The sequence below is a fragment of the Stenotrophomonas sp. STEN038 genome, assembly GCF_056759895.1.
In genome coordinates this window covers 97,780-119,491 of sequence record NZ_JBRRDW010000006.1, presented here as the reverse complement: position 1 = coordinate 119,491, position 21,712 = coordinate 97,780, and the positions used below count along the sequence as shown (strand labels likewise).

The following is a 21,712-nucleotide window of genomic DNA, read 5'->3' as shown; positions in this document are numbered from 1 at the left end:
ATAATGACGGTCTGTATTCATCCAGCGGTAACACCCCCGATGCGCAAAGCCAGTTTCCTGTCCGCCGCCCTGTCCACCCTGCTGCTTGGCGCCTGCGCCAGCACCGGCCCGCAGTCCGGCCCGGCCAACGCGGTCAGCGTTGACGTCCCCCAGATCACCCGTCCGGACGGGGAAACACCGCAATGGTGGTACCGCGACGGTGCCGCCCGCGCCGCCGGCAATGGCGCCATGGCCGGCAAGGCCAAGAACGTCATCCTGTTCCTGGGCGATGGCATGAGCCTGACCACGGTGGCCGCCGCGCGCATCCTCGAAGGCCAGCGCCGGGGTCAGCCGGGTGAAGAGAACCTGCTGTCCTGGGAACGCTTCCCGGGCACCGCGTTCAGCAAGACCTACAACACCGACTCGCAGACCCCCGATTCGGCCGGCACCATGACCGCGATCACCACCGGCGTGAAAAGCCACATGGGTGCCATCGGCGTCAGCGCCGGCAGTCGCAACAACTGCGCCGACAGCCTGCCCAAGGGCCTGCTGACCTGGCTGCAGCTGGCCGACAGCGCCGGCATGGCCACCGGCATCGTCTCCACCGCGCGCCTGACCCACGCCACCCCGGCGGCAACCTACGCGCACTCGCCCGAGCGCAACTGGGAGAACGATACCGACCTGCCGGAAGCGGCCAAGGCCGCCGGCTGCGTGGACATCGCCCAGCAGCTGATCTCCACCTCGCGTTACGGCCAGGGCCCGCTGGTTGCACTGGGCGGCGGTCGTGGCCAGTTCACCACCATCAACGAGCAGGACCCGGAATACGCCGACAAGGTCGGCCTGCGCCTGGACGGCCGCAACCTGGTCGCCGAATGGCAGGCCAAGCACCCGCAGGGCGCCTATGTGTGGAACGCCGACCAGCTCAAGGCTGCCGCCAACGCGCCGGCCCTGCTCGGCCTGTTCGAGCCGGACCACATGCAGTACGAGCAGGACCGCCCCAAGGACCGCGCCGGTGAACCCTCGCTGGCGGAACTGACCCGCGCCGCCATCGCCAACCTGTCCAAGCACCAGGAAGGCTTCGTGCTGATGGTCGAAGGCGCCCGCATCGACCACGCCAACCACAGCGGCAACGCGGCGCGAGCACTGGGCGACACCATCGCCATGTCCGATGCAGTCAAGGCTGCCGTTGACGCCACCTCGGCCGAAGACACCTTGATCATCGTCACCGCCGACCACTCGCATACGCTGAACTTCGTCGGTTACCCGGCACGCGGCAACGCCATCCTCGGCAAGGTCAAGGACAAGGGCGGCGAAGACGGCATGGGCGCACTGGACCTGGCCCGCGACGGCATGGGCATGCCCTACACCACCCTGAGCTATGCCAATGGCCCGGGCTACACCGGTGCCAGCAACCAGCAGCCGGCCGGCCCGAAGCGCTTCCCGCATTCGCCTAGCAGCTTCGAGACCGCCAACGGCCGCCCCGACCTGACCCACGTCGACACCGAGCACCCGGACTACATGCAGGAAGCGCTGGTGCCGTCCAAGAGCGAATCGCACGGCGGTGAGGATGTCGGCATCTGGGCACGCGGCCCGGGCAGCAAGGCAGTGCGTGGCACGATGGAACAGAACACCATCTACCACCTGATCGTGCAGTCCACCCCGCGCCTGCGTGAGCGCCTGTGCGCACTGGGCACCTGCGACGCGCAGGGCGTACCGGTCGAACTGCCGCAGCCGGTCAAGTTCGAGCGCAAGGCGCAGTGAGCCGTATCCGGCACACTGCCGGATGGCCAGTGGCAGCATTGCTGTCACTGGCCACGGTGCCAGCAATCGCACTGGCCGATGAGGCTTGCTACCGGATGGACACCGATACGTTCAAGATTCTGGACGGCTGCAAGCGGACCGGTGATGGCACGCTGATCGTCACCGAAACGGCGCTGGCGCAGCTTGACTACGATGCCGATGGGCTGACCTCGGTCATCGCCGGCAAGCAGCACTACTACCTGCGTCGCGACGGCCACCACCTGCCGGTGATCACCTACGACAACGGCCCGGATTACTTCGAGGAAGGCCTGACCCGTTCCATGGTCGATGGCCAGATCGGCTACTACGACCGCCAACTGCAACCGGCCTTTGCCGCCCGCTTCGACTGGGGCTGGCCGTTCACGGACGGCATCGCCGAGGTCTGCCAGGGCTGTGCGCCGGGCAAACCTGACCCCGGCGGCCACACCGCCATCGAAGGCGGCAAGCATTACCGCATCGATCGCCAAGGCAAGATGCTGCCCTGACCCGCGTTGTATACGGGTTTTGTACCGGTTTGTGGGAGCGGCATAAGCCGCGAAGCCGGCAACAATGAAATCACCAGCCAGCCCGCAATCTGAAGATCCATCAGCTTCGCGGCTGACGCCGCTCCCACAAGCGCTGGCAGCGGCCAACATCTGGCGGCAACAATTGCAGGCTTCGCCGCCGCCGCCGATACTCGGCGCGGCCATGAACCTGCTTCCCCCTTCCCTGCTGCAGCCCGCGAACGACATCCCGGTGATGGTCGGCTTCAGCGGTGGCCTGGATTCCACCGTACTGCTGCACCTGCTGGCCAACGCACCCGGTCGCCGGCCTGGTAGCCTGCGCGCACTGCACGTACACCACGGCCTGCAGGCAGTCGCCGATGACTGGCAGCAGCACTGCAGCAAGCTCTGCGCAACCTGGAACATCCCGCTGCAGCTGGTGCATGTCGAGGTTCCGCGCGATACCGGCCAAGGCCTGGAAGCAGCTGCCCGCGATGCCCGCCATGGTGCGTTCAAAGCCCACCTGCACGAAGGCGAATGGCTGGCTCTGGCCCATCACCAGGACGACCAGGCGGAGACCTTCCTGTTGCGGGCACTGCGCGGCGCCGGTGTCGATGGCCTGGGCGCAATGCAGGCGCTGCGCAGCTTCGGCAACGGCACTCTATGGCGGCCACTGCTGCAGGTACCGCGCTCGGCATTGGAGACCTACGCCAGCCACCACGGCTTGCACTGGATCGAAGATCCCAGCAACGACAGCGCGGATTTCGACCGCAACTTCCTGCGCCTGCAGGTGCTGCCACTGCTGCGCCAACGCTGGCCACATGCCAGCGCCGCAATGGCGCGCAGCGCCGGGCTGACTGCACAGGCGGCGGAGCTGCTGCACGAAAACGATGCAGCCCTGCTGCAGCATTGCCAGGAACCGGACGGAGCGCTGCAGCTCGCTGCATTGAACCTGCTCGCACCCGCACAGCAATCCCGCGTACTGCGCTTGTGGGTGACCCAGCGAGGGCTGCCAGCACTGCCGGGCAACGGCGTGCTGGCGATCCAGCAGCAGCTGTTGGCTGCTGGCCATGACCAACAGGCTGAATTCCGCTGGCAGCAGGCCCGCATCGTACGTTGGCGTGACCAGCTGCATGCGCTGTCTTTGCCCAAACCCTGGCCCGAAGGGTGGACGCAAGAATGGAATGGCAGCGAACCCGCCAAGCTGCCGGATGGCGGCAAACTGGTACTGCATGGCGCCAGCGCCTTCGAGCAGCCAATGCAGCTGCGCCTGCGCCAGGGCGGCGAACGCATACAGTTGCCTGGGCGCAGCCACAGCCACCAGCTCAAACACTGCCTGCAGCAGGCCAACGTGCCGCCGTGGCTACGCGCGCAGCTGCCGCTGTTATGTCAAGGCGAGACCGTGCTGGCGGCAGTTGACCGGGTCATTTCCGCGCCGCTGCAGGCGTGGTTGCAGGCGCGTGGTGCGTCACTGCAATGGCTGCCGCCAGATCCGGTGAATTGACCCTTTCCCGCTGGCCGCTCACACTTGCGCCATGGCAAAGAAGTCCCCCAATGAAACCTCACCGGTCGCCCACTTCGAGCAATCGCTCGAAGAACTGGAGCAGCTGGTAGAGAAGATGGAAGCCGGCGACCTGAGTCTGGACCAGTCGCTGACCGCATACGAACGTGGCGTAGGTCTCTACCGCCAGTGCCAACAGGCGCTGGAACAGGCCGAACTGCGCGTCCGTTTGGTTACCGACCCGGCCCAACCAGAGAAATCCGAACCCTTTGAAAACAGTGGCAATGAAGACTGACGCCCTGCTCACCCGCTGGCTGGAACGCACCGAAGAACAGCTGCAGGACGCCCTGCCCGACCCGGAGCTTGCACCACAACGCCTGCACCAGGCCATGCGCTATGCGGCGCTTGGCGGTGGCAAACGCATGCGGCCGATGCTGGTCTACGCCACCGGCTATCTGTTCGGCGCCGACGAAGCGCGACTGGACGCCGCTGCGATCGCGGTCGAGTTCATTCACGCCTATTCGCTGGTGCATGATGACCTGCCCGCAATGGACGATGACGCCCTGCGCCGTGGCCGCCCGACCACCCATATCGCCTTTGACGAGGCCACCGCGATCCTTGCCGGTGATGCCTTGCAGACCCGCGCCTTTGAGATCCTCGCCGACGCCTGGATGCCACCGGCATTGGCGCTGAACTGCATGAAGACGTTGGCCGGTGCCTCCGGCGCTGCAGGCATGTGTGGCGGACAGGCGCTGGATATCGACGCCACTGGGCAGCAGCAGGCGCTGGACGACCTCAAGCGCATGCATGCGATGAAGACCGGTGCGCTGATCCGCGCCGCGGTGCGCATGGGCGCACTGTGTGGTGAGGCCAGCGACGCCCAACTTGCACAGCTGGACAGCTTCGCCGACACCCTGGGGCTGGCTTTCCAGATCCGCGACGACATCCTCGATGTCGAGGCCAGCTCCGAGCAGCTGGGCAAGACCGCGGGCAAGGACCAGGCGCAGGACAAGTCGACCTTCCCCTCGTTGCTGGGCATGGATGGTGCCAAGGCCACCCTGGCCGAGCTGGCAACGGCAATGCAGGCAGCGCTGATACCGTTCGGCCAGCGTGCGGCGGCATTGTCGGCATTGGCCGAGCTGACGGTACGTCGTTCGCATTGACTGACCGCAGCATTTGCATGCACGGCATGAGCCGGGAAACGGACAGATCCAAAGCGCGGCACGCTCCAGCACCTCCCTTGCCGACCGCACAGGGAGGCAACAAAGGCGCGATGATCGCGCCTCTGCGAGCAGCCCGCTATCGGCTCCGCAGCTGATGCCAGCCGCAAACGAAAAACACCTGCCGTGCCAGCGAACAATAAAAAAACCCGGGGAAACCCGGGTTTTTTTCAAACGACCATCGCCTTGATTACTTGATCAGGCGCAGCGTCATTGGATAGCGATACGCTTCGCCCTTGTTGGCAGCAATCGCCGCCAGGATGGTGAGCACCAGCCATGCAATGCCAACCACAGCCAGCAGCAGCAGGCCGATCAGAACCAGGGTCAGGATGCCCGACACCACCAACGCGATGAACACAGTGATGTTGAAATTCAGTGCTTCCTTGCCCTGATCAGACACGAACGGCATCGTGTCTTTCTTCACGAGCCAGACGATCAGCGGCCCCAGCAGGGTGCCAAACGGAATGATGATGCCGCTCAGCGAAGCCAGATGGGCAAACATGCCCCATTGACGTTCTTCGGCATTCGGCGAACCGGTCGGTGCCGGCGGCGGAGTGTTCTGGTAATCGCTCATTGTTTCCCCAAGATCCTTGTAAAGGGCTTATCCATGAAGGTAGGCAGCTATAGGAAGTACTTCAACTTCCACGTGGGAATAGTCCGCTGTTTGGCAAGACTGCGTCAATCATTACCTGCCACGGTCATCTTCCCCACCAGGATGGAGCCGGTCGAAACATGCGAGCGCAGGTCCACGTCGGTGCCTACCGCCTCGATGCCGGCAAACATCTGCTTGAGGTTGCCGGCGATGGTGATGCCGTCCACGGGGTAAGCGATCTGTCCGTTCTCCACCCAGAAGCCACCCGCACCGCGTGAGTAATCACCGGTGATGCCATTCACGCCCTGCCCCATCAATTCGGTCACCAGCAGACCGGTGCCCATACCCGACAGCATGGATGCCCGGTCGCCTGCACTGGCCTTCACTTTCAGGTTGTGCACACCACCGGCATTGGCCGTGGTCTGCAGGCCCAGCTTGCGCGCCGAGTAACTGCCCAGGATGTAGCGCTGCAGAACGCCATCGGTAATCAACGCCGAGTTGCGGGTTGCAACACCTTCCCCGTCGTAGGAGCTGGAGCGCAGGCCGCGACGCAGCAGCGGCAGCTCATCGATGGCAAACCAGTCCGGGAACAGCTGGGTGTCCACACTGTCGAGCAGGAAGCTGGCACGGCGATACAGAGCGCCGCCGGAAACCGCACTGAGCAAATGACCGATCAAGGAACGCGCCATTTCGGCCGCGAACAGCACCTGCACCTCGCCGGTCGGCAGTGAGCGCGGTTGCAACCGGGCCACGGTTCGCTCGGCTGCGCGCAGGCCGACCGCCGCCGGATCCTGCAGGTCTTCGCGGGCAATCGCGCTGGTGTACCAGCCATCGCGCTGCATGCCGTCGCCCTGCCCGGCGATCAGCGCGCAGCCAATAGAATGGTGGCTGCTGCGGTCGCGGCCAATGAAGCCATGCGAATTGGCATACACCGAGACACTTTGCGCGGTGGAGGCCGAGGCGCCGTCGGAGTTGCTGATGCGGCTGTCGCTGTCGCGGCCGGCCGATTCACAGGCCAGCGCAAGGTCCAGCGCCTGCTCGGCGCTCAGCTCCCAGGGGTGCCAGCCGTCCAGATCCGGGAACTCGGTGGCCATCAGCGCCGGGTCGGCCAGGCCGGAGGCCGCGTCGTCCTCGGTATGGCGGGCGATCGCGCAGGCCTGCGCCACGGTGGCCTCCAGGCTGGCTTCCTGCAGGTCGGCGGTGCTGGCACTGCCCTTGCGCTGGCCGAAGTACACGGTCACCGCGATGCCGCGGTCATGGGTGGCTTCCACCGTCTCCACCTCTCCCAGGCGAACATTCACATCCAACCCACGGTCCTCGCTGCAGCTGACCTCGGCCTGGCTGGCGCCCATCGCGCGGGCTCGTTCCAGCAGCCGCTGGGAGATACCGGTCAGGCGTTCCAGGCGCTGCAGGCTGTCGTCGGCGGCAGGCTTATCGGTGCTAATGGCGTTCAATGCTTTATCCTTGGTGGCCAAATCCCTTCACATCTGCCCGGTCTTGCATGACTGGCGGCGGCGTGACGTGGATTTTTCGTGGAGCCCGGCGAGCGCCAGGCTTTCCTGTCATGAAGTTTAGTAGGTAGCAGTGCGATGCGCGGACGCGATCAAGAAACCGGTGAATTTTTGGGCGAAAGCCGTAGCCAGAACCGGCGCGAAGCGCTGGAAGTGCTGGCGCTGGGCGAAACCCTGGTGGAGCTGACCCCCGCCCAGCTGGCGCGCCTGCCGATCCCGGAAGGCTTGCTGGAACACATCGAATACACCAAGCGCATCACCTCGCACGGTGCACGCAAGCGTCAGCTGGCGTTCCTGGCCAAGCAGATGCGCCGCGAGGAAGACGAGACGCTGGACGCGATCCGCAACGCACTGGACGCCAACAGCGAGACCTCGCGCCGTGAAGTGGCGATCATGCACCGCATGGAGCGCTGGCGTGAGCGCCTGCTCGCCGAGGGCGATGTGGCGCTGGGTGAACTGCTGGACGAGCATCCGGAAGCCGACCGTCAGGGCCTGCGCACGCTGGTGCGTAATGCGCTGGCCGAGAAAGCCAAGAACAAGCCGCCGCGCGCCTACCGCGAGATCTACCAGGTACTGCGCGAGCTGATGCTGGTGCCGGTATTGAGCGCAGCTGCGGAAGTTGGCGGCGGTGATGACGATGCTGATGATGTGGATGGCGACGACGAGCAGGATTGATCTGGGTTGAGGGGATTTGCTGTGGATTTGGTTCTGTAGCGAAAAGCTCCCCTCATCCGCCCCCTTGCGGGGCATCATCTCCCGCATGCGGGAGATGGGATTGCAGAGCTGCAGTTCGAGCTGACTCCGCCAAACTCCAAATGCCAGCCATCCCTTCTCCCGTTTACGGGAGAAGGTGCCCGGAGGGCGGATGAGGGGGGCTCTTCAGCTTCAGCCTTAGCCTCAACCTCAAGCCTGCGTACCACCCACCGTCAGCCCATCAATCAGCAACGACGGCTGGCCGACACCCACCGGCACGCTCTGCCCGTCCTTGCCGCAGATACCCACGCCTTCATCCAGTGCCAGATCGTTGCCGATCATGCGCACCTTCTGCATGGTCTCCGGGCCGTTGCCAATCAAGGTCGCACCCTTCACCGGCGCAGTGATCTTGCCGTCTTCGATCAGGTAGGCCTCGGTCGCCGAGAACACGTACTTGCCGCTGGTGATATCGACCTGGCCGCCACCGAAGTTGACCGCGTACAAGCCTTTCTTCACCGAGCGGATCATCTCCTCCGGATCATGGTTGCCTGCACGCATGTACGTATTGGTCATGCGCGGCATGGTCATGTGCGCGAAGGATTCGCGACGGCCATTACCGGTCGGCGCAACGCCCATCAGGCGCGCATTGAGCGTGTCCTGCATGTAGCCGACCAGGATGCCGTCTTCGATCAGCGTGGTGCATTGGGTCGGGGTGCCTTCATCGTCGATGTTCAAGGAGCCGCGGCGGCCATCGAGGGTGCCGTCATCGACGATGGTCACGCCCGGCGAAGCCACACGCTCGCCGATGCGGCCGGCATAGACGCTGGTGCCCTTGCGGTTGAAGTCGCCTTCCAGACCGTGGCCCACCGCCTCGTGCAACAGCACGCCGGGCCAGCCCGGGCCGAGCACCACCGGCATCACACCAGCAGGCGCCGGAATGGCTTCCAGGTTGACCAATGCCTGCCGCAGCGCTTCGCGGGCGAAGGCTTCCGGTCGCTCACCGGCAAACAATTCTTCATAGCTGTAACGGCCACCACCGCCGGCATAGCCGGATTCGCGGCGGCCGTTGTGCTCGACAATGACCTGTACGTTCAAGCGCACCAGCGGGCGCACGTCAGCGGCCAGTACACCGTCGCTACGGGCGATCAACACCGTATCGACGCCACCGGACAGACTCACCATCACCTGCTGCACGCGGGTATCGGCGGCACGCAGGTAGCGGTCCAGCCGCTTGAGCACTTCCACCTTGGTTTCGTTGCCGATGCTGTCCACCGGGTCCAGCGCCGGGTACAGCGCGCGACCACTGCCGCGCACCAGCGAGCGCACGTTCTGCTCGCCGCCTTCGCGGGAGATGGCGCGTGCCGACTGCGCGGCGGCCAGCAGGGCTGCCGGCTGGATATCGTCCGAGTACGCAAAGCCGGTCTTTTCGCCGGCAATCGCACGCACGCCCACGCCCTGCTCGATGGAGTGCGCGCCGTCCTTGACGATGCCGTCCTCCACGCTCCAGCTCTCGCGGCGCGAATGCTGGAAGTACAGATCGCCAAAATCGACCCCCGGCCCCAGCAAGGTGCCAAAGGTGCGTTCCAGGCGATTGGCATCCAGTCCTGCGGGCAGCAGCAGGCGGGTTTCAGCGAGCATGAGAGCGTTTTCGGTCATGATTATCCAGATGGGGGGCAGGCCTGCCTCTTGCAAGCCTGCACTGATTCAGGGGTTGCTGGCCGCGCCGGGCGTAACCAGCGGGGGCGGCAGACGGGCGGCGTCACGGTCCAGCACTTCAACCTTGGGATCTTTCCATGGCCCGGTCACCTTATAGTTCTTGGAGCCGATCTCGCCCAGTGGCTTGCCCAGCACCGCGTTGGCCGCAGCGCCCACTGCCGCACCCACCGGACCACCGGCCACCGCGCCCACCACGGTAAGCAGGTTGCCCGAGCGCGGGTTCACATCAATGGTCTGGTTGAATTGCTGCGCGACCAGGTCAGCCTGGCCGCGGATGGTGATTTCCGCCGCTGGCGCCTCGATGGCGATCTTGTCGGTACTGGCCTGGCCGTTGCCGAAGCGCATCGCACCCTCGACATGATTGAACGCCAAACCCTTGGAAAACAGGTCACGGAAATCAAACAGCAGGCGCCGTGGCAGCTGCGCCACGCTGAGCAGACCGAGCACGCGGCCGGCGCCTGGGTCCACTTCCAACAGCTGGCCATTGCGCAGATTCATGTCCATGCCGCCTTCGAGCGTGGCCAGGTTGAAGGCCATCGGACCGCCTTGCCAGCCAGCCTGCAGATTCACCTTGCCCTGGCCGCCACGCAGCTGCCCGGCATAGCCAAGACGCTGCAAGAGGTCGCCCAGATCCTCGCTCTGTACCTGCGCCGTTGCCTGGGTTCGTGCCTGCGCGCCCATGCCGCGCCATTCGCCGTGCACATCGATGGCCTGCTTGGGCGCGCGGATTGCCAGCTCCTGGACCTGCAGGCCGTCACCGGTCGGGCGCGTGCGCAGACGGGTCTGGCCGAGCTTGATCGTGGCGAACTGCAGGTCGTCGATATCCAGTGCCAGCGGCGGGATATTGGCCGGGTTGATCGGATCAGCCGGGGTATCGCTGGACTCGGCCGTCGCCGCCTTTGCCGCCTGCCAATAGACCCGCGAAAGCTGCCCACTCACCGTGCCGCCATCGGCGGTAGGTACGCGCAGGTTGCCCGCCAGTGCAGGCCCATCAAGCTGCACGGCAACCGCATCGGCACCGGGTCGCAGCTGCAGCCGGGTCTGCGCGAAGCGCCCGCCCACCATCAACAGCTGATCAGCCAATACATCAACCTGCTTGAGTGCCACGCCACCTTCGCCACCGTCGCTATCGCCGCCGCGTGCCAAGGTGATCCATTCCAACGCGTCCAGCGAGGGGGTGCGGCCGTTGACCACCAGACCATCGGCCGGCGGCTCGTGATCGACGGTGTCGCTGCCCATCGTGACCTGCACGCCCGTCTTGCCGTTCTGGCTGCGCGCAGCCAAGGCCATCAGCTTGCCGAAGGAGACATCAATGCGCCCGGCTCCCATCGGCAAGGCCGCCTGTACCGTGGTTGCCAAGGCATCGGCGGCCGGCTTGTTCAACGGTGCCGGCAATTGCAGGCGGGTGCCCTGCAGGTCCGAACGCAGGGTCAGCAGGGTTGGCGGGCCCGTGCGTGCACCGACCTGCTCCTTGGGCAGGCTGACCCCGACCGTCCATGCCGAAGTGCCATGCACGTAGGGCTTGAGCCACGCCAGCTCCGGCGCGCGGTCCAACAGCTTACCGGCGTCCAGATCCGCACTCAGCTCGGCCTCGAAGGCATGCGCGGGGTCCTTGACCGGCTTGCCGGCGCGCAGCGCCAGCACGCCATCGCGTTCCTGATGGCGTACCTGCAAAGCCGGCGCGTCGAAGCCTTCGCTGCTGTACTGGGCCTTGCCGCGCACCCCCTCGAACTGCAGGTCCCAGCGCTTGTCGGCCATGCGCACGTCGCGCAGATCGACGTCGCCCAGCAGATGCCCACCACCATCGTGGTGCAGCGGCAACAAAAGATCGAAATTGACCGCCGCCGGCCCAGCCACCGTCAGGTTGTCCAGGGTGTCGCCATAACTGGCCTGCAATGGGCTCTGCCGCAGCATCGCCAGCAGGCGCGCGCTTTCGTCGACGGTACTGGCCTGCACCACCAGTTTGGAGTCGGCAAAGCTGGCGATACCCGCACGCAGGCGATCCACCTTGACCCCCGCCAGATCCCCGCGGCCAGCCAAATCGAAACCACCACCGATGAAGTTGATATCGGCATTGACGTGCTGCATCAACGGCCACTCCTGCTGGAAGCGGATCGAGCCGTCATCGATATGCCCACCCGCCTCGAAGCGACCGTTGTTGCCGGTGAACGGCCAGTCGTCCAGGTCACCAACCGCCAGACCGGTGCCGCCACGCAGGGTGCCATCCACCAGTGCCGCATCCAGCCACTCGATCGCCGCATCGCTCATGCTTGAGCGCACCCAGAACTGCTTGGCAGCCGTCATCGGCACATCATCGATCTTGGCAGCCAGGCTGATCCATGGCCGGGTGCCGTCGCCCTGGAACCACAGGCCGCCACGCACATCGGCGGCGTAGTTCTGACCCTGCACCCGCAAAGCCGGCGTCCCTATCTGCCAACCGGCGCCTTCACGCCAGCCGACCAGATCACCGGAAAGCTGCAGCTCATGCAGCACCCCGAAGCCTGTCGGCCAATCAAAACGCACAACGTGGTCCGGCTTCAGACCCAACGAAAACGCCTGTGCATCGCCTTCGAAATGCCCGCGTAGACCAGTGACGCCGGGACTGCCGCCAACCGGCGCAAAGCTGGCGTCCAGAAGTTCGCCACTGGCGCGCACGGGGCCGTCGGCAGTACCTAGCAGACTGATATCGGCAAACTTCAACGACGGCTTGGACCGATGCAACCAGTTCCGCAAGCTGGGCTCCAGGCGGTCGCTGAGCGCAAGCACCTGCAGCATTGGACCGGCATCGAGCTGCTTGCCCTGCACCACAGAGTGTTTGCCGCCGGCCAGCAGCAAGCCATCCAATGACTGGGTGTTGCTGTCAACGGCGATCCGCAACCTTGGCGCGTCCAGCCGCCAGCCGCCGTCAATCGCTTTCCAGCGCGCGCGCAGCTGCAGCTTGTTGAAGGCAACGCTCGGTGCGGCAGCACCCTGCAACGGCGCACCGGCAAGCTGCACATCGTCCAGTTCGCCCTCGGCACTGACCGCTACCACACGGTTGTCCTGCAGCTGCACCCAGCTCTGCAGTTCACCCTTGCCTTGGCGCAGCTGCACTCCGGCAAATTTCAACAACGAGGACCATGCACCCAGTTCGGCCGGATCGGCGGAGAACCAGGCCTGACCATCACCGCGTTGGCGCTGGAAATCCAATACCACGGTAACCGGCGCGGCCTTGGTATCGATCCAGCCCTTTGCACCTACCCGCAGGCGCTCACCATCCACACGCAGGCGCAGGTCGATGCGCGGAATGCGGGTCTGCAGGCCGATCGACGGTGCCTGCACCTGAAGTTGACCGCCAATCACCTGCAGTTCGCCGAGCCTGCGCAGGGCGTCCAGCGGATCGCCGCCTGTCCTGGACTCGGGCAGACCACGCACCGACCAGCGGCCGTCATCAGCCCGCTGCAGGGTCAACGCCAGCCCGCGCAGGCGCAGCTCGGTCAGGGGCGCGCCGGGCAGCAGGCCCGAATACACCGCTACCAGTACTTCGGCCTGGCCAATGCGTACACCCCCGCCCTGCCCAACCCGCAAACCATCAAGCTGCAGCAGCGGGCCACGTCGGGTCCAGCGCGTGTCCAGACGATCAAAGGCGACAGGTTGCCCCGCACGCTCACTCAACCAGGCAGCAACCTTGTCCGGATGCGCCTCCACCATCGGCAGAAGCTGGCTGACAGTACCGACCAGCAAGGCCACGCACACCAACGCAATCGCCAATGCCATCAAGGCATAGCGACGGAAGCGGCGCAGGCGGTGGCGCAACAACGTGGTCATCAGCTCACTTCGCGCTTCCGTGCAGCGAAGTGAGCGTGCTCAGAGCAGCACCACATCGAACTGCTCCTGCAGGTACTGGTCGTCGGCCTGGAAGCGGATGCTCTTGCCGAGGAATTCCTCCAGCTCGGCCACCGCCGCCGACTCTTCATCGGTGATGCGCGCAACAACCTTGCTGGATGCAATCACCAGCAGGCGTGCCGCCTCGAACTGGCGCACGGCGCGGGTGATCTCACGGAAGATTTCGTAGGTGACGGTTTCGGCGGTCTTGATGCTGCCACGGCCGCTGCATTGCGGGCAGGTTTCCGACAGTTGCCGTTCCAGGCTTTCGACAGTGCGCTTGCGGGTCATTTCCACCAGACCCAGCGGCGAGAAGTCGTACACCGTGGTCTTGGCATGGTCACGCGCAAGCGCCTTTTCCAGCGTGCGCAATACCTGACGGCGATGCTCGGCGTCATCCATGTCGATGAAGTCGATGATGATGATCCCGCCCAGGTTGCGCAGCCGCAGCTGCCGCGCCACCGTCTGCGCCGCCTCCAGGTTGGTGCGGAATACGGTTTCTTCCAGATTGCGTTGGCCGACGAAGGAACCGGTGTTGACGTCGATGGTGGTCATCGCCTCGGTCTGGTCGATGACCAGGTAGCCACCGGACTTGAGCGGCACCTGCTTGTTCAAGGCGCGGACGATCTCGTCCTCGACCCCGAACATGTCGAAGATGGGCCGGTCGCCGGTATACAGCTCCAGCTTCTCGCCCAGCACCGGCATGTACTTGGCGACGAAGGCCTGCAACTGGGTGAAGGTCTCCTTGGAGTCGACCTTGACCTTGTCCACGTCCTTGCGGATCAGATCGCGCACCGAGCGCAACGGCAGGCTCAGGTCTTCATAGATGATGCTGCACGGCGGCGCTTCGCGGCCGCGCCGCTCCACCACCGCCCAGACCCGCGACAGGTAGGAGATGTCTTCGGCCAAGGCCTCGGCCGGCTGGCCTTCGGCATTGGTGCGCACGATGTAGCCGTAGCCGCCGTGCTGGGCCGAGATCTCGGTGACCAGCGACTTCAAACGGGCGCGCTCGCCCTCGTCCTCGATGCGGGCCGAAACCCCGACCATCTTGGACTGCGGCAGCAGCACCAGGTAACGCGAGGGAATGCTGATCTGTGTGGTCAGGCGTGCCCCCTTGGTGCTGATCGGGTCCTTGACCACCTGCACCACCACGTCCTGGCCATCGCGCAGCAGCTCCACGATCGGCACCGAGGAGGGCAGTGGCAGGCTCGGCGCGGTTTCGTCGGTATCGGCCGCCACCGGCGCCGGGCGCACCACGTCGTTGGCGTGCAGGAACGCAGCACGGTCCAGGCCGACCTCGACGAAGGCCGCCTGCATGCCCGGCATCACCCGCTGCACCTTGCCTTTGTAGATGTTGCCGACCACACCGCGGCGCCAACCGCGCTCGATGTGCAGCTCCTGCAACATGCCGTTTTCAATCACCGCCACGCGGGTTTCGCGCGGGGTGACGTTGACCAGAATTTCTTCAGACACGTCCTTCATTCCCCCTTGTCCATGGAATTGTCGTCCGCGCCCGCGGCAAATGCCGCCAGCAGCGCGGCGGTCTGTTGCAACGGCAGCCCCATCACCCCGGAGTAGCTGCCGGCCAAATGACTGATGAAACGCTCCGCCCCACCCTGGATGGCATAGCCGCCAGCCTTGCCCATCGGCTCGCCGGTGGCGACGTAGGCCTGGATCTGCGCCGCGCTCATCGACGCAAAAGTCACTTCCGAAACTACCGCCTCCAATGCATGCCGCCCTGCCGCAGCCAAGGCCACCACGGTGACCACCCGGTGCGTCCGCCCGGCCAGTGACGCCAGCATGGCCGCTGCATCTTCGGCATCAGCCGGCTTGCCATAGACCCGGTCATCCAGCACAACCTCGGTATCGGAGCCCAGCACCACGGCCTGCGGGTCATCGGCGACCAGCACCAGCCCCGCACGGGCCTTGTCCAGCGCAACCCTGCGCACATAGGCATCGGCCGCTTCACCCGGCGCACGCTGCTCCGGCACCTCCAGATCGAGGACGCGGAAGGGCACATCAAGGCGGGACAGCAGGTCGTTACGACGCGGGGAGCGGGAGGCGAGATAAAGCATCGTGAAAGCATAACCCGGGCCAGCAACCTGAATGATGAGCATTGCTGGCAAAGTGACGGCGACCCCATCATGGCTCACCACCCGTTCATCGCCCTGTGTTCATTTTCACGATCCAGCCAAGGAGGATCACCATGCGCCGTACCGCCCTCGCCCCACTGCTGCTGTCCCTGTCTCTCGCTCTTGGAGTCTCGATGACCGCCAATGCCCAAACCGTCCCGGCCGTGGTTGCCAGCGACGCGACCTTGTTGAATGTCTCCACCCAGGCCGAAGCCCACCGGGTGCCCGACGTGGCCACGCTGTCTGCCGGGGTGGTCACCCAGGCGGCCGATGGCAACGCCGCCATGCGCGACAACGCCGTGCAGATGGACAAGGTGATGGCCGCGATCAAGGCCGCAGGCATTGCCGAGCGCGACATCCAGACCAGCGGCATCAACCTCAGCCCGCAGTACCGCTACGCCGAGAACGAAGCGCCGAAGATCACTGGCTACCAGGCCAGCAACACCGTCAGCCTGAAGGTGCGCGACATCAGCAAGCTGGGCAAGGTGCTGGACAGCCTGGCCGCACAGGGCGCAAACCAGATCAACGGCCCCAGCTTCGAGATCGACCAGCCGGAACCGGTCTATGACGAAGCCCGCCTGGCCGCGCTGAAGAAGGCCCAGGCCCGCGCCGAAACCTATGCCAAGTCACTGGGTCTGCGCGTGCGCCGCATCGTCAGCATTTCCGAAGGCAGCCAGGGCGGCTTCCGGCCGATGCCGATGATGGCCATGGCCGCCGGCCGCGCCAACAAGATGGAGATGGATACCGCGGTGTCGCCGGGCGAAACCACCGTCTCGGTCAACCTGGACGTGGTGTTCGAACTGGGCCGCTGAGCAACGCGGCAGCTGCAATCGGAACGGCGCCTGCGGGCGCCGTTTTTGTTTCGCGCAATCGCGCCGCCTGTAGGAGCGGCGTGAGCCGCGAAGCTGACGTTGCTGAAATCATTGGCGACTATGCCCACCGATCGTGCGCTTGCTTCGCGGCTCACGCCGCTCCTACAAAGGCCAGCCGACGTGCCTTCAAACTGTCCGCCAGCTGACCAGAAACAACCTCCCCGCTTGCCGAACGCCTGAATAACAGGCGCACTGCAGCCACGGGACGCAAATCAGCAACCCCGTCCCGTGTCATCGCGCGTTGTTCTCTGTCACACGCCCACGCATGGAGGTGGTAAATGGTCCGCACGCAGCAACGCAGTCCGTCCCTGCACGTAGAACCCTCGCGCATTCTCGCCTACAGCACGGCCCTGGCCCTGCACGCGTTTGCCTTGGGCCTATTGTTGATTCCGCTGTCACAGGTACCGATCCACAACGAAGCGGTGCGGGAGCGTTGGCAGGTCCGCGACGTCAAACCCATCATCCCGAACCCGCCCACACCGCCAGTCGATGTACCGGTGACCCGCACGCCGTCAACGCCGCGGCAACCGGCGCTGGCAGCGCCGGTGGACAACGCACCGATGCCGATCTTCGCTACCGAGGCGGTCGTCACCGCACCGGTGGATGTTGCACCGACGATCGACAACAGCCCATCCATCGATCCAACCAGTGCATCCACACCGCTGCAGGGCGTGCAGCTGCGCTACCGCAACGCTCCAGCGCCCGGCTATCCGCGTGATGCACTGATCGCCGGTGCACAGGGCACGGTGACGCTGCGGGTCCTGGTGGATGTGGATGGCTCGCCGCTGGAAGTCAGCATCGAACGCAGCAGCGGCAACCGCAGTCTGGACAACGCCGCCCGCAGCCAAGTGCTGCGTCGCTGGAAGTTCCAGCCCGCTACCGACGGCGGCCGTCCGGTACAGGCTTATGGCCTGATCCCGGTTGACTTCAAACTTGGCTGAACAGGGCAATTGTTCGCTTATGGCAGCGTTTTCTAAACGCTGCCATAAGCAGCGCCAAACTGTCTGTGGCCATTAATGATTATTTCACTACCTCGTCACCCATGGGAAACCTAGATTCGCGGCCGTCGATGTTCTTGGCCGCGTGTTGGCGGCCTTCTTGCCGCTGTTCCCTGGAGAGAGACTGTGAAACATCTGACCTACCCACGCAGCAACCGTCTTAGCGACGCCATCACCGGCAACCTTGGCCGCCTGCTCCTGGTTCCATTGACGTTGGCAGCGGGCGCACCGCTGGCCATGGCACAGGAACAACAAGCCACCAACCTGGACCGGGTAACGGTCACCGGTTCCAACATTCCACGCGCCACAACTGAAACCGCGTCACCGGTGCAGGTCATCACCCGGCAGGAGATCGACCGTACCGGCAAGGCCACCATCGCCGAATACCTGCAGACCCTGACCAGCGACGGCGCCGGCTCGATCCCCAAGAGCTTTGGTACCGGCTTCGCCGGCGGCGGCTCCGGCATTTCGCTACGCGGCCTCGGTGCAGCTTCAACCCTGGTCCTGCTCAACGGCCGGCGCATGGCACCTTACGGCCTGGCCGATGACGGCCAGAAGGTGTTCACCGACCTCAGCGTCATCCCGATGGATGCGGTCGAGCGCGTCGAGGTACTGAAGGATGGTGCTTCAGCCATCTATGGCTCCGACGCCATCGCCGGCGTGGTCAACATCATCCTGCGCAGGGACTTCACCGGTGCCATGCTCAAGGCCTCCTACGGCACTTCCGGCGACAGTGATGGCAACGCGCGCAAGGCCTCACTCACCGCCGGCGTGGGCGATCTGGATACCGATGGCTACAACGCTTTCATCAGCATCGACCTCAGCAAGACCGACGACATCCGTATCTCCGACCGCCGCAACCGCAAGTGGATCGGCAATGGCGACCTGAGCCCCTATGGCTTCGATCGCGTATCCGGCGGACAGTTCTTCCCGCTCAACGGCGCCATCACCTCCAACGGCACCGTCGCCGGCAGTTCGCCAGCAGGCAGCATCCGTGACCCTGCGACCGGCATCTACCAGTCCCTGCCCGGCTGCTCGCAGTTCTCCAATATCAGTCCAGTCGATGCTGGTGGCGGCTGCCTGTGGCAGACCCAGGACTTCCGCAGCCTGAGCCCGAGCGAAGAGTTCGGCAACCTGTTCGCGCGCGGCACCTTCGTGCTGTCGGACAACTTCGAGATGTACGGCGAGTTCGGCTACTCAAAGAAAAAGAACGTGTTCTACAACACCCCCAGTGGCGTTTCCGGCTCCTGGGGCTATCCGGGCGGCCCGGTCAATGCCAGCAGCGGCGCCGGCGCCACGGTGCTGGGCGCTGCGCACCCGGACAACCCCTTGGACGTGGACGCCCGCCTGCGCTACGCCGCCTTTGATGTAGGCCCGCGCGTCACCACCAACACCAACGAGTTCACCCGCTTCCTGGTTGGCGTGAAGGGCACCGCAGGCGATTGGGATATCGATACCGCCTACCTGCACTCGGCAACCCAATTGGTCAACGAACGCACCGGTTTCCTGCGTTACAGCCACGTACGTACCGCACTGACCGACCCGAACAGCCCTGTGGGCTGGTGGCGTATCGGCGCCAATGCAGGACAGAACTCGCAGGCGCTTTACGACTACATCTCGCCGACCATCCACGCCAACGCGTCCACCACGTTGGACATGATCGACTTCAAGGCCTCGCGCAGCCTCGCCGATCTGGCCGGCGGTCCGCTGGGCTTTGCAATCGGTGCCGAGTACCGTCGCCAGAAAGCCAACCTCGACCCACAGACCTACACCGATCTGGGCGACATCATCGGCCTGGGATATTCGGCCTACAAGGGCACCCAGGAAGTTGGCGTGCTGTATACGGAAATGGTCGCGCCGGTACTGGACTCGCTGGAGCTGTCCGGTGCCCTGCGCGTGGACAAATACAAGGGCGGCGACACTGCCACCACACCAAAAGTTGGCCTGAAATGGACGCCTGCGGAATGGATCGCCTTGCGTGCCACCTATGCCGAAGGCTTCCGCGCGCCAGGTCCGGCTGAAGCCGGTGACGGCGGCCTGGCCGCCTTCAGCACCGCTCGTGATCCGGTGCGCTGTCCGGGTGGCACCCCGGCCCCCGGTGCCACCGCAGTGGACTGTGCCGTCAGCCTGGCCATCATCACCTCGGCCAATCCCGACCTGAAGCCGGAGAAGTCCAAGAGCTATACCGTCGGCCTGGTGCTGGACCCGACCTCCAGCACGACGATGACCTTCGACGCCTGGCAGATCAAACGCACCAATGAGATCAACCAGGGCGATACCGACCTGGCCCTGGCCGCTGGCCGCGGCATCCGCTCGGACAATGATCTTGCCGGAATTCCAAACAGCGGCAGCCTGCTGGCGGTGAGCGTTGACTACATCAACTCCGCCTCCACCACCATCCGCGGTTTCGACTTCGACATCCGCCAGCGGGTGGCGCTGGGCAACTACGGCAAGCTGCTGATGGATCTGCAGTGGACCCGGATCAACTCGTTCGAGCGCGATGACGGTACTGGCACCGTGTACCAGTACGCCGGCACGCACGGCAATTGCGATGTCACCAACTGCATCGGCACGCCGAAGGACCGTCTCAACTTCGGCCTGACCTGGGACATGGATCGTTTCAGTATCAGCAGCATCGCCAACTACATCGGCAGCATGGACAACGTCGCTTTTGAAGGTGACAGCTGTGCCAATCACTATGTCGATGGTTCCGATGCACCGCGTGGCTGCAAGCTGCGCGCGTTCTACACCATCGACCTGTCCGGTCGCTGGCGCGCCACCGATGCGTTCGAGATCTTCGGTTCGGTACAGAACCTCACCGACCGCATCGCACCGCTGGATCCGCTGACCTACGGCGCGGTCAACTACAACCCGCTGCACTACAGCGGTGCGGTTGGCCGCTACTACACGATTGGCGCCAAGTACACGTTCAAGTGATGTCGCCCGCCCCGGCGCCAACCGCGCCGGGGCAGCTTGCACCGCACCGGAGAAAAGCCGCGATCACTCGCGGCTTTTCTTTGCCCGCTACGCAAGGAAGCCCCCGTAGCCGTTCCTGTTTCAGCGATCAACACGCCCTGCCATGCCTTGATTGCTGTAGCGCCGCAACGCTGCTGCGGATGATGGCAAACTGCCGCATCTACACCGTGCAGTAGCGACCAATGTCTTCGCCACCCCCATCCAATGCGGCGTTCCTGCAGGCGGCGAGGCATTTTCTTGCTGCATCGAACGCGACAGCAAGCGAACAAGCCTTCACCCCCGTAGCACAGGCATCGACTGCAATGCCCCTGAGCAACCTGGATGCGCTGGAGAAACAGGTCCGTCATGAGCTTTGGGCGCGTGCACAGCAAACACGCAATTGGTGGCAGCCATGGACGCGTGCACATCGGCACCTGTCCTGGTTGGATCTATGCAACGCCGATGGCTATGTGCGCGAACGGACCCTACGTTGCCTGCAAGCAGCGCCCAGCGCGCTCTTTCTGGCGTTGGCATTGCGCCGACTGAACGACTGGGTCCCCGAAGTACGCGCCGCCGCACGCGAGCACCTCCTTCGAATCGCTGCCGCCTCGACACCGCAGGACGTAGCGCAGGCGCTATGGAGCGTCCTGCCCACCCTCCACTCGTGGGGCAGGTTCAACGCCGCCGAGCGGCAGACCCTCGAAGAATTGACCGCATTGGCGTTGGTTTCCCGCGGCCTGCTCGAACGAATCCTTGGTGCACCCGCCGGGCCCGTCACGTCGGTCCTGGTACAGCTCGCACGCACACCCCTGATCGACACATGGCTGAAAACGATCGCCCACAACGCGATTCAACCCGCAGTGCGCGCCAGATCGTTCCGCTTTCTGCTGGAGGGACGCGCAACCTGGATTGCGGGCCGCACTTGGACCTGGACTGACCTGAAGTGGTGCAAAGGCAAGTTCGAACCGGTAACAGGCGAACGCCGGTTGCAAGTGACCTATCCCTTGCCGGAACTGCTGGAGGCGGCGCTGCGCGATGCCTCACCCAGCGTCCGCTGCATTGCCGCGGAGATGTTGATCAAACAGCCTGCAGCCGTTGGCACGCAGGCAGCTGCGCTCGCCGCAACACTGGCATCCGACCCATCACCCCAGGTTGCTGCGCGCGGGCGTTTTGCCATGGCAAGGCTGGCAGAAGCAGGCACCAGCACTTAGGTGGCAGTGGGCAGTCATGGCACCCAAAGGCTGCGATCTCCACCTTGGACTACGCAATCGCCGACAAAAAAGTGCCGGTGTCAATTCTTTCGCGCAAATCAAGAAGGACTTGAAACCGTATATGGGACAGTAGGTTAGCTCCTTTCGGGGCCGCTTAGAAGAAGAGCGGCGTTGTCGGCTAGGAGC

The 21,712-nt window shown here is 64.6% G+C and carries 16 protein-coding genes; 10 read left to right on the top strand and 6 right to left on the bottom strand.

Features of this window, described 5'->3' with window-relative positions; genetic code table 11:
* The first annotated feature begins 39 nt into the window (after nucleotides 1-39).
* The 5 genes from ACVOLS_RS04160 (at nucleotide 40) to ACVOLS_RS04140 (ending at nucleotide 4,925) form a co-directional block, all read left to right on the top strand.
* Nucleotides 40-1,740 carry an alkaline phosphatase gene (locus ACVOLS_RS04160; protein WP_481544580.1) on the top strand — a complete coding sequence of 567 codons (1,701 nt, stop codon included), beginning with the start codon at nucleotides 40-42 and terminating at the stop codon, nucleotides 1,738-1,740.
* A 29-nt stretch (nucleotides 1,741-1,769) separates the two neighbouring features.
* Nucleotides 1,770-2,264, top strand: coding sequence for a WG repeat-containing protein (locus ACVOLS_RS04155; protein WP_481544579.1), 495 nt, complete (start codon nucleotides 1,770-1,772; stop codon nucleotides 2,262-2,264).
* A gap of 202 nt (nucleotides 2,265-2,466) precedes the next feature.
* Entirely contained in the window at nucleotides 2,467-3,765 is a 1,299-nt protein-coding gene (tilS, locus tag ACVOLS_RS04150) for a tRNA lysidine(34) synthetase TilS (protein WP_481544578.1), read from the top strand.
* 31 nt (nucleotides 3,766-3,796) lie between these two features.
* On the top strand, nucleotides 3,797-4,057 hold the full coding sequence (locus ACVOLS_RS04145; RefSeq protein ID WP_481544577.1) for an exodeoxyribonuclease VII small subunit: 261 nt from the start codon (nucleotides 3,797-3,799) through the stop codon (nucleotides 4,055-4,057).
* The gene (locus tag ACVOLS_RS04140; RefSeq protein ID WP_481534051.1) at nucleotides 4,047-4,925 is read left to right on the top strand and encodes a polyprenyl synthetase family protein; all 879 of its coding nucleotides are present in this window, start codon (nucleotides 4,047-4,049) and stop codon (nucleotides 4,923-4,925) included. Before ACVOLS_RS04145 ends, ACVOLS_RS04140 begins: the two co-directional genes overlap by 11 nt.
* A gap of 247 nt (nucleotides 4,926-5,172) precedes the next feature.
* Here the strand turns inward: ACVOLS_RS04140 and ACVOLS_RS04135 are convergent, their stop codons facing one another.
* Together ACVOLS_RS04135 and pmbA are read right to left on the bottom strand one after the other, a co-directional pair.
* Entirely contained in the window at nucleotides 5,173-5,556 is a 384-nt protein-coding gene (locus ACVOLS_RS04135) for a DUF4870 domain-containing protein (RefSeq protein WP_481544576.1), read from the bottom strand.
* A gap of 104 nt (nucleotides 5,557-5,660) precedes the next feature.
* On the bottom strand, nucleotides 5,661-7,028 hold the full coding sequence (gene pmbA / locus ACVOLS_RS04130) for a metalloprotease PmbA (RefSeq protein ID WP_481544575.1): 1,368 nt from the start codon (nucleotides 7,026-7,028) through the stop codon (nucleotides 5,661-5,663).
* 135 nt (nucleotides 7,029-7,163) lie between these two features.
* On the opposite strand from pmbA, the gene yjgA reads away from it, so the two are divergent.
* Nucleotides 7,164-7,760 (top strand): ribosome biogenesis factor YjgA, encoded by a 597-nt coding sequence (yjgA, locus tag ACVOLS_RS04125; RefSeq protein WP_481544574.1) that lies wholly within the window; start codon nucleotides 7,164-7,166, stop codon nucleotides 7,758-7,760.
* 228 nt (nucleotides 7,761-7,988) lie between these two features.
* Here the strand turns inward: yjgA and tldD are convergent, their stop codons facing one another.
* From tldD to ACVOLS_RS04105, 4 genes are read right to left on the bottom strand one after another with little or no spacing between them, the layout of a single operon-like run.
* Complete coding sequence (gene tldD, locus ACVOLS_RS04120) at nucleotides 7,989-9,434, bottom strand: metalloprotease TldD (protein ID WP_481544573.1); 1,446 nt, start codon at nucleotides 9,432-9,434, stop codon at nucleotides 7,989-7,991.
* A 48-nt stretch (nucleotides 9,435-9,482) separates the two neighbouring features.
* Complete coding sequence (locus tag ACVOLS_RS04115) at nucleotides 9,483-13,301, bottom strand: YhdP family protein (protein WP_481544572.1); 3,819 nt, start codon at nucleotides 13,299-13,301, stop codon at nucleotides 9,483-9,485.
* A 39-nt stretch (nucleotides 13,302-13,340) separates the two neighbouring features.
* Nucleotides 13,341-14,831 carry a ribonuclease G gene (gene rng, locus ACVOLS_RS04110; RefSeq protein WP_303749560.1) on the bottom strand — a complete coding sequence of 497 codons (1,491 nt, stop codon included), beginning with the start codon at nucleotides 14,829-14,831 and terminating at the stop codon, nucleotides 13,341-13,343.
* 5 nt (nucleotides 14,832-14,836) lie between these two features.
* Nucleotides 14,837-15,433: a Maf family nucleotide pyrophosphatase gene (locus ACVOLS_RS04105; protein WP_481544571.1), complete on the bottom strand. Its 597-nt coding sequence runs from the start codon at nucleotides 15,431-15,433 to the stop codon at nucleotides 14,837-14,839.
* Between the two features lie 131 nt (nucleotides 15,434-15,564).
* Here ACVOLS_RS04105 and ACVOLS_RS04100 point away from each other — a divergent pair, with 131 nt between their 5' ends.
* The 4 genes from ACVOLS_RS04100 (at nucleotide 15,565) to ACVOLS_RS04085 (ending at nucleotide 21,526) form a co-directional block, all read left to right on the top strand.
* The gene (locus tag ACVOLS_RS04100) at nucleotides 15,565-16,302 is read left to right on the top strand and encodes an SIMPL domain-containing protein (protein ID WP_481544570.1); all 738 of its coding nucleotides are present in this window, start codon (nucleotides 15,565-15,567) and stop codon (nucleotides 16,300-16,302) included.
* Nucleotides 16,303-16,640: 338 nt separating this feature from the next.
* Entirely contained in the window at nucleotides 16,641-17,303 is a 663-nt protein-coding gene (locus ACVOLS_RS04095; protein ID WP_481544569.1) for an energy transducer TonB, read from the top strand.
* 183 nt (nucleotides 17,304-17,486) lie between these two features.
* Nucleotides 17,487-20,297, top strand: a complete 2,811-nt coding sequence (locus tag ACVOLS_RS04090; RefSeq protein ID WP_481544568.1) for a TonB-dependent receptor — start codon at nucleotides 17,487-17,489, stop codon at nucleotides 20,295-20,297.
* A 221-nt stretch (nucleotides 20,298-20,518) separates the two neighbouring features.
* Nucleotides 20,519-21,526: a hypothetical protein gene (locus tag ACVOLS_RS04085; protein WP_481544567.1), complete on the top strand. Its 1,008-nt coding sequence runs from the start codon at nucleotides 20,519-20,521 to the stop codon at nucleotides 21,524-21,526.
* Nucleotides 21,527-21,712: the final 186 nt, after the last annotated feature.

Coding starts and splice junctions, on each gene's coding strand:
- tilS (WP_481544578.1), top strand. CDS start 2,467: ATGAACCTGCTTCCCCCTTCCCTGCTGCAGCCCGCGAACGACATCCCG.
- tldD (WP_481544573.1), bottom strand. CDS start 9,434: ATGACCGAAAACGCTCTCATGCTCGCTGAAACCCGCCTGCTGCTGCCC.
- ACVOLS_RS04145 (WP_481544577.1), top strand. CDS start 3,797: ATGGCAAAGAAGTCCCCCAATGAAACCTCACCGGTCGCCCACTTCGAG.
- yjgA (WP_481544574.1), top strand. CDS start 7,164: ATGCGCGGACGCGATCAAGAAACCGGTGAATTTTTGGGCGAAAGCCGT.
- ACVOLS_RS04160 (WP_481544580.1), top strand. CDS start 40: ATGCGCAAAGCCAGTTTCCTGTCCGCCGCCCTGTCCACCCTGCTGCTT.
- ACVOLS_RS04135 (WP_481544576.1), bottom strand. CDS start 5,556: ATGAGCGATTACCAGAACACTCCGCCGCCGGCACCGACCGGTTCGCCG.
- ACVOLS_RS04085 (WP_481544567.1), top strand. CDS start 20,519: ATGTCTTCGCCACCCCCATCCAATGCGGCGTTCCTGCAGGCGGCGAGG.
- ACVOLS_RS04105 (WP_481544571.1), bottom strand. CDS start 15,433: ATGCTTTATCTCGCCTCCCGCTCCCCGCGTCGTAACGACCTGCTGTCC.
- ACVOLS_RS04095 (WP_481544569.1), top strand. CDS start 16,641: ATGGTCCGCACGCAGCAACGCAGTCCGTCCCTGCACGTAGAACCCTCG.
- ACVOLS_RS04115 (WP_481544572.1), bottom strand. CDS start 13,301: ATGACCACGTTGTTGCGCCACCGCCTGCGCCGCTTCCGTCGCTATGCC.
- ACVOLS_RS04140 (WP_481534051.1), top strand. CDS start 4,047: ATGAAGACTGACGCCCTGCTCACCCGCTGGCTGGAACGCACCGAAGAA.
- ACVOLS_RS04100 (WP_481544570.1), top strand. CDS start 15,565: ATGCGCCGTACCGCCCTCGCCCCACTGCTGCTGTCCCTGTCTCTCGCT.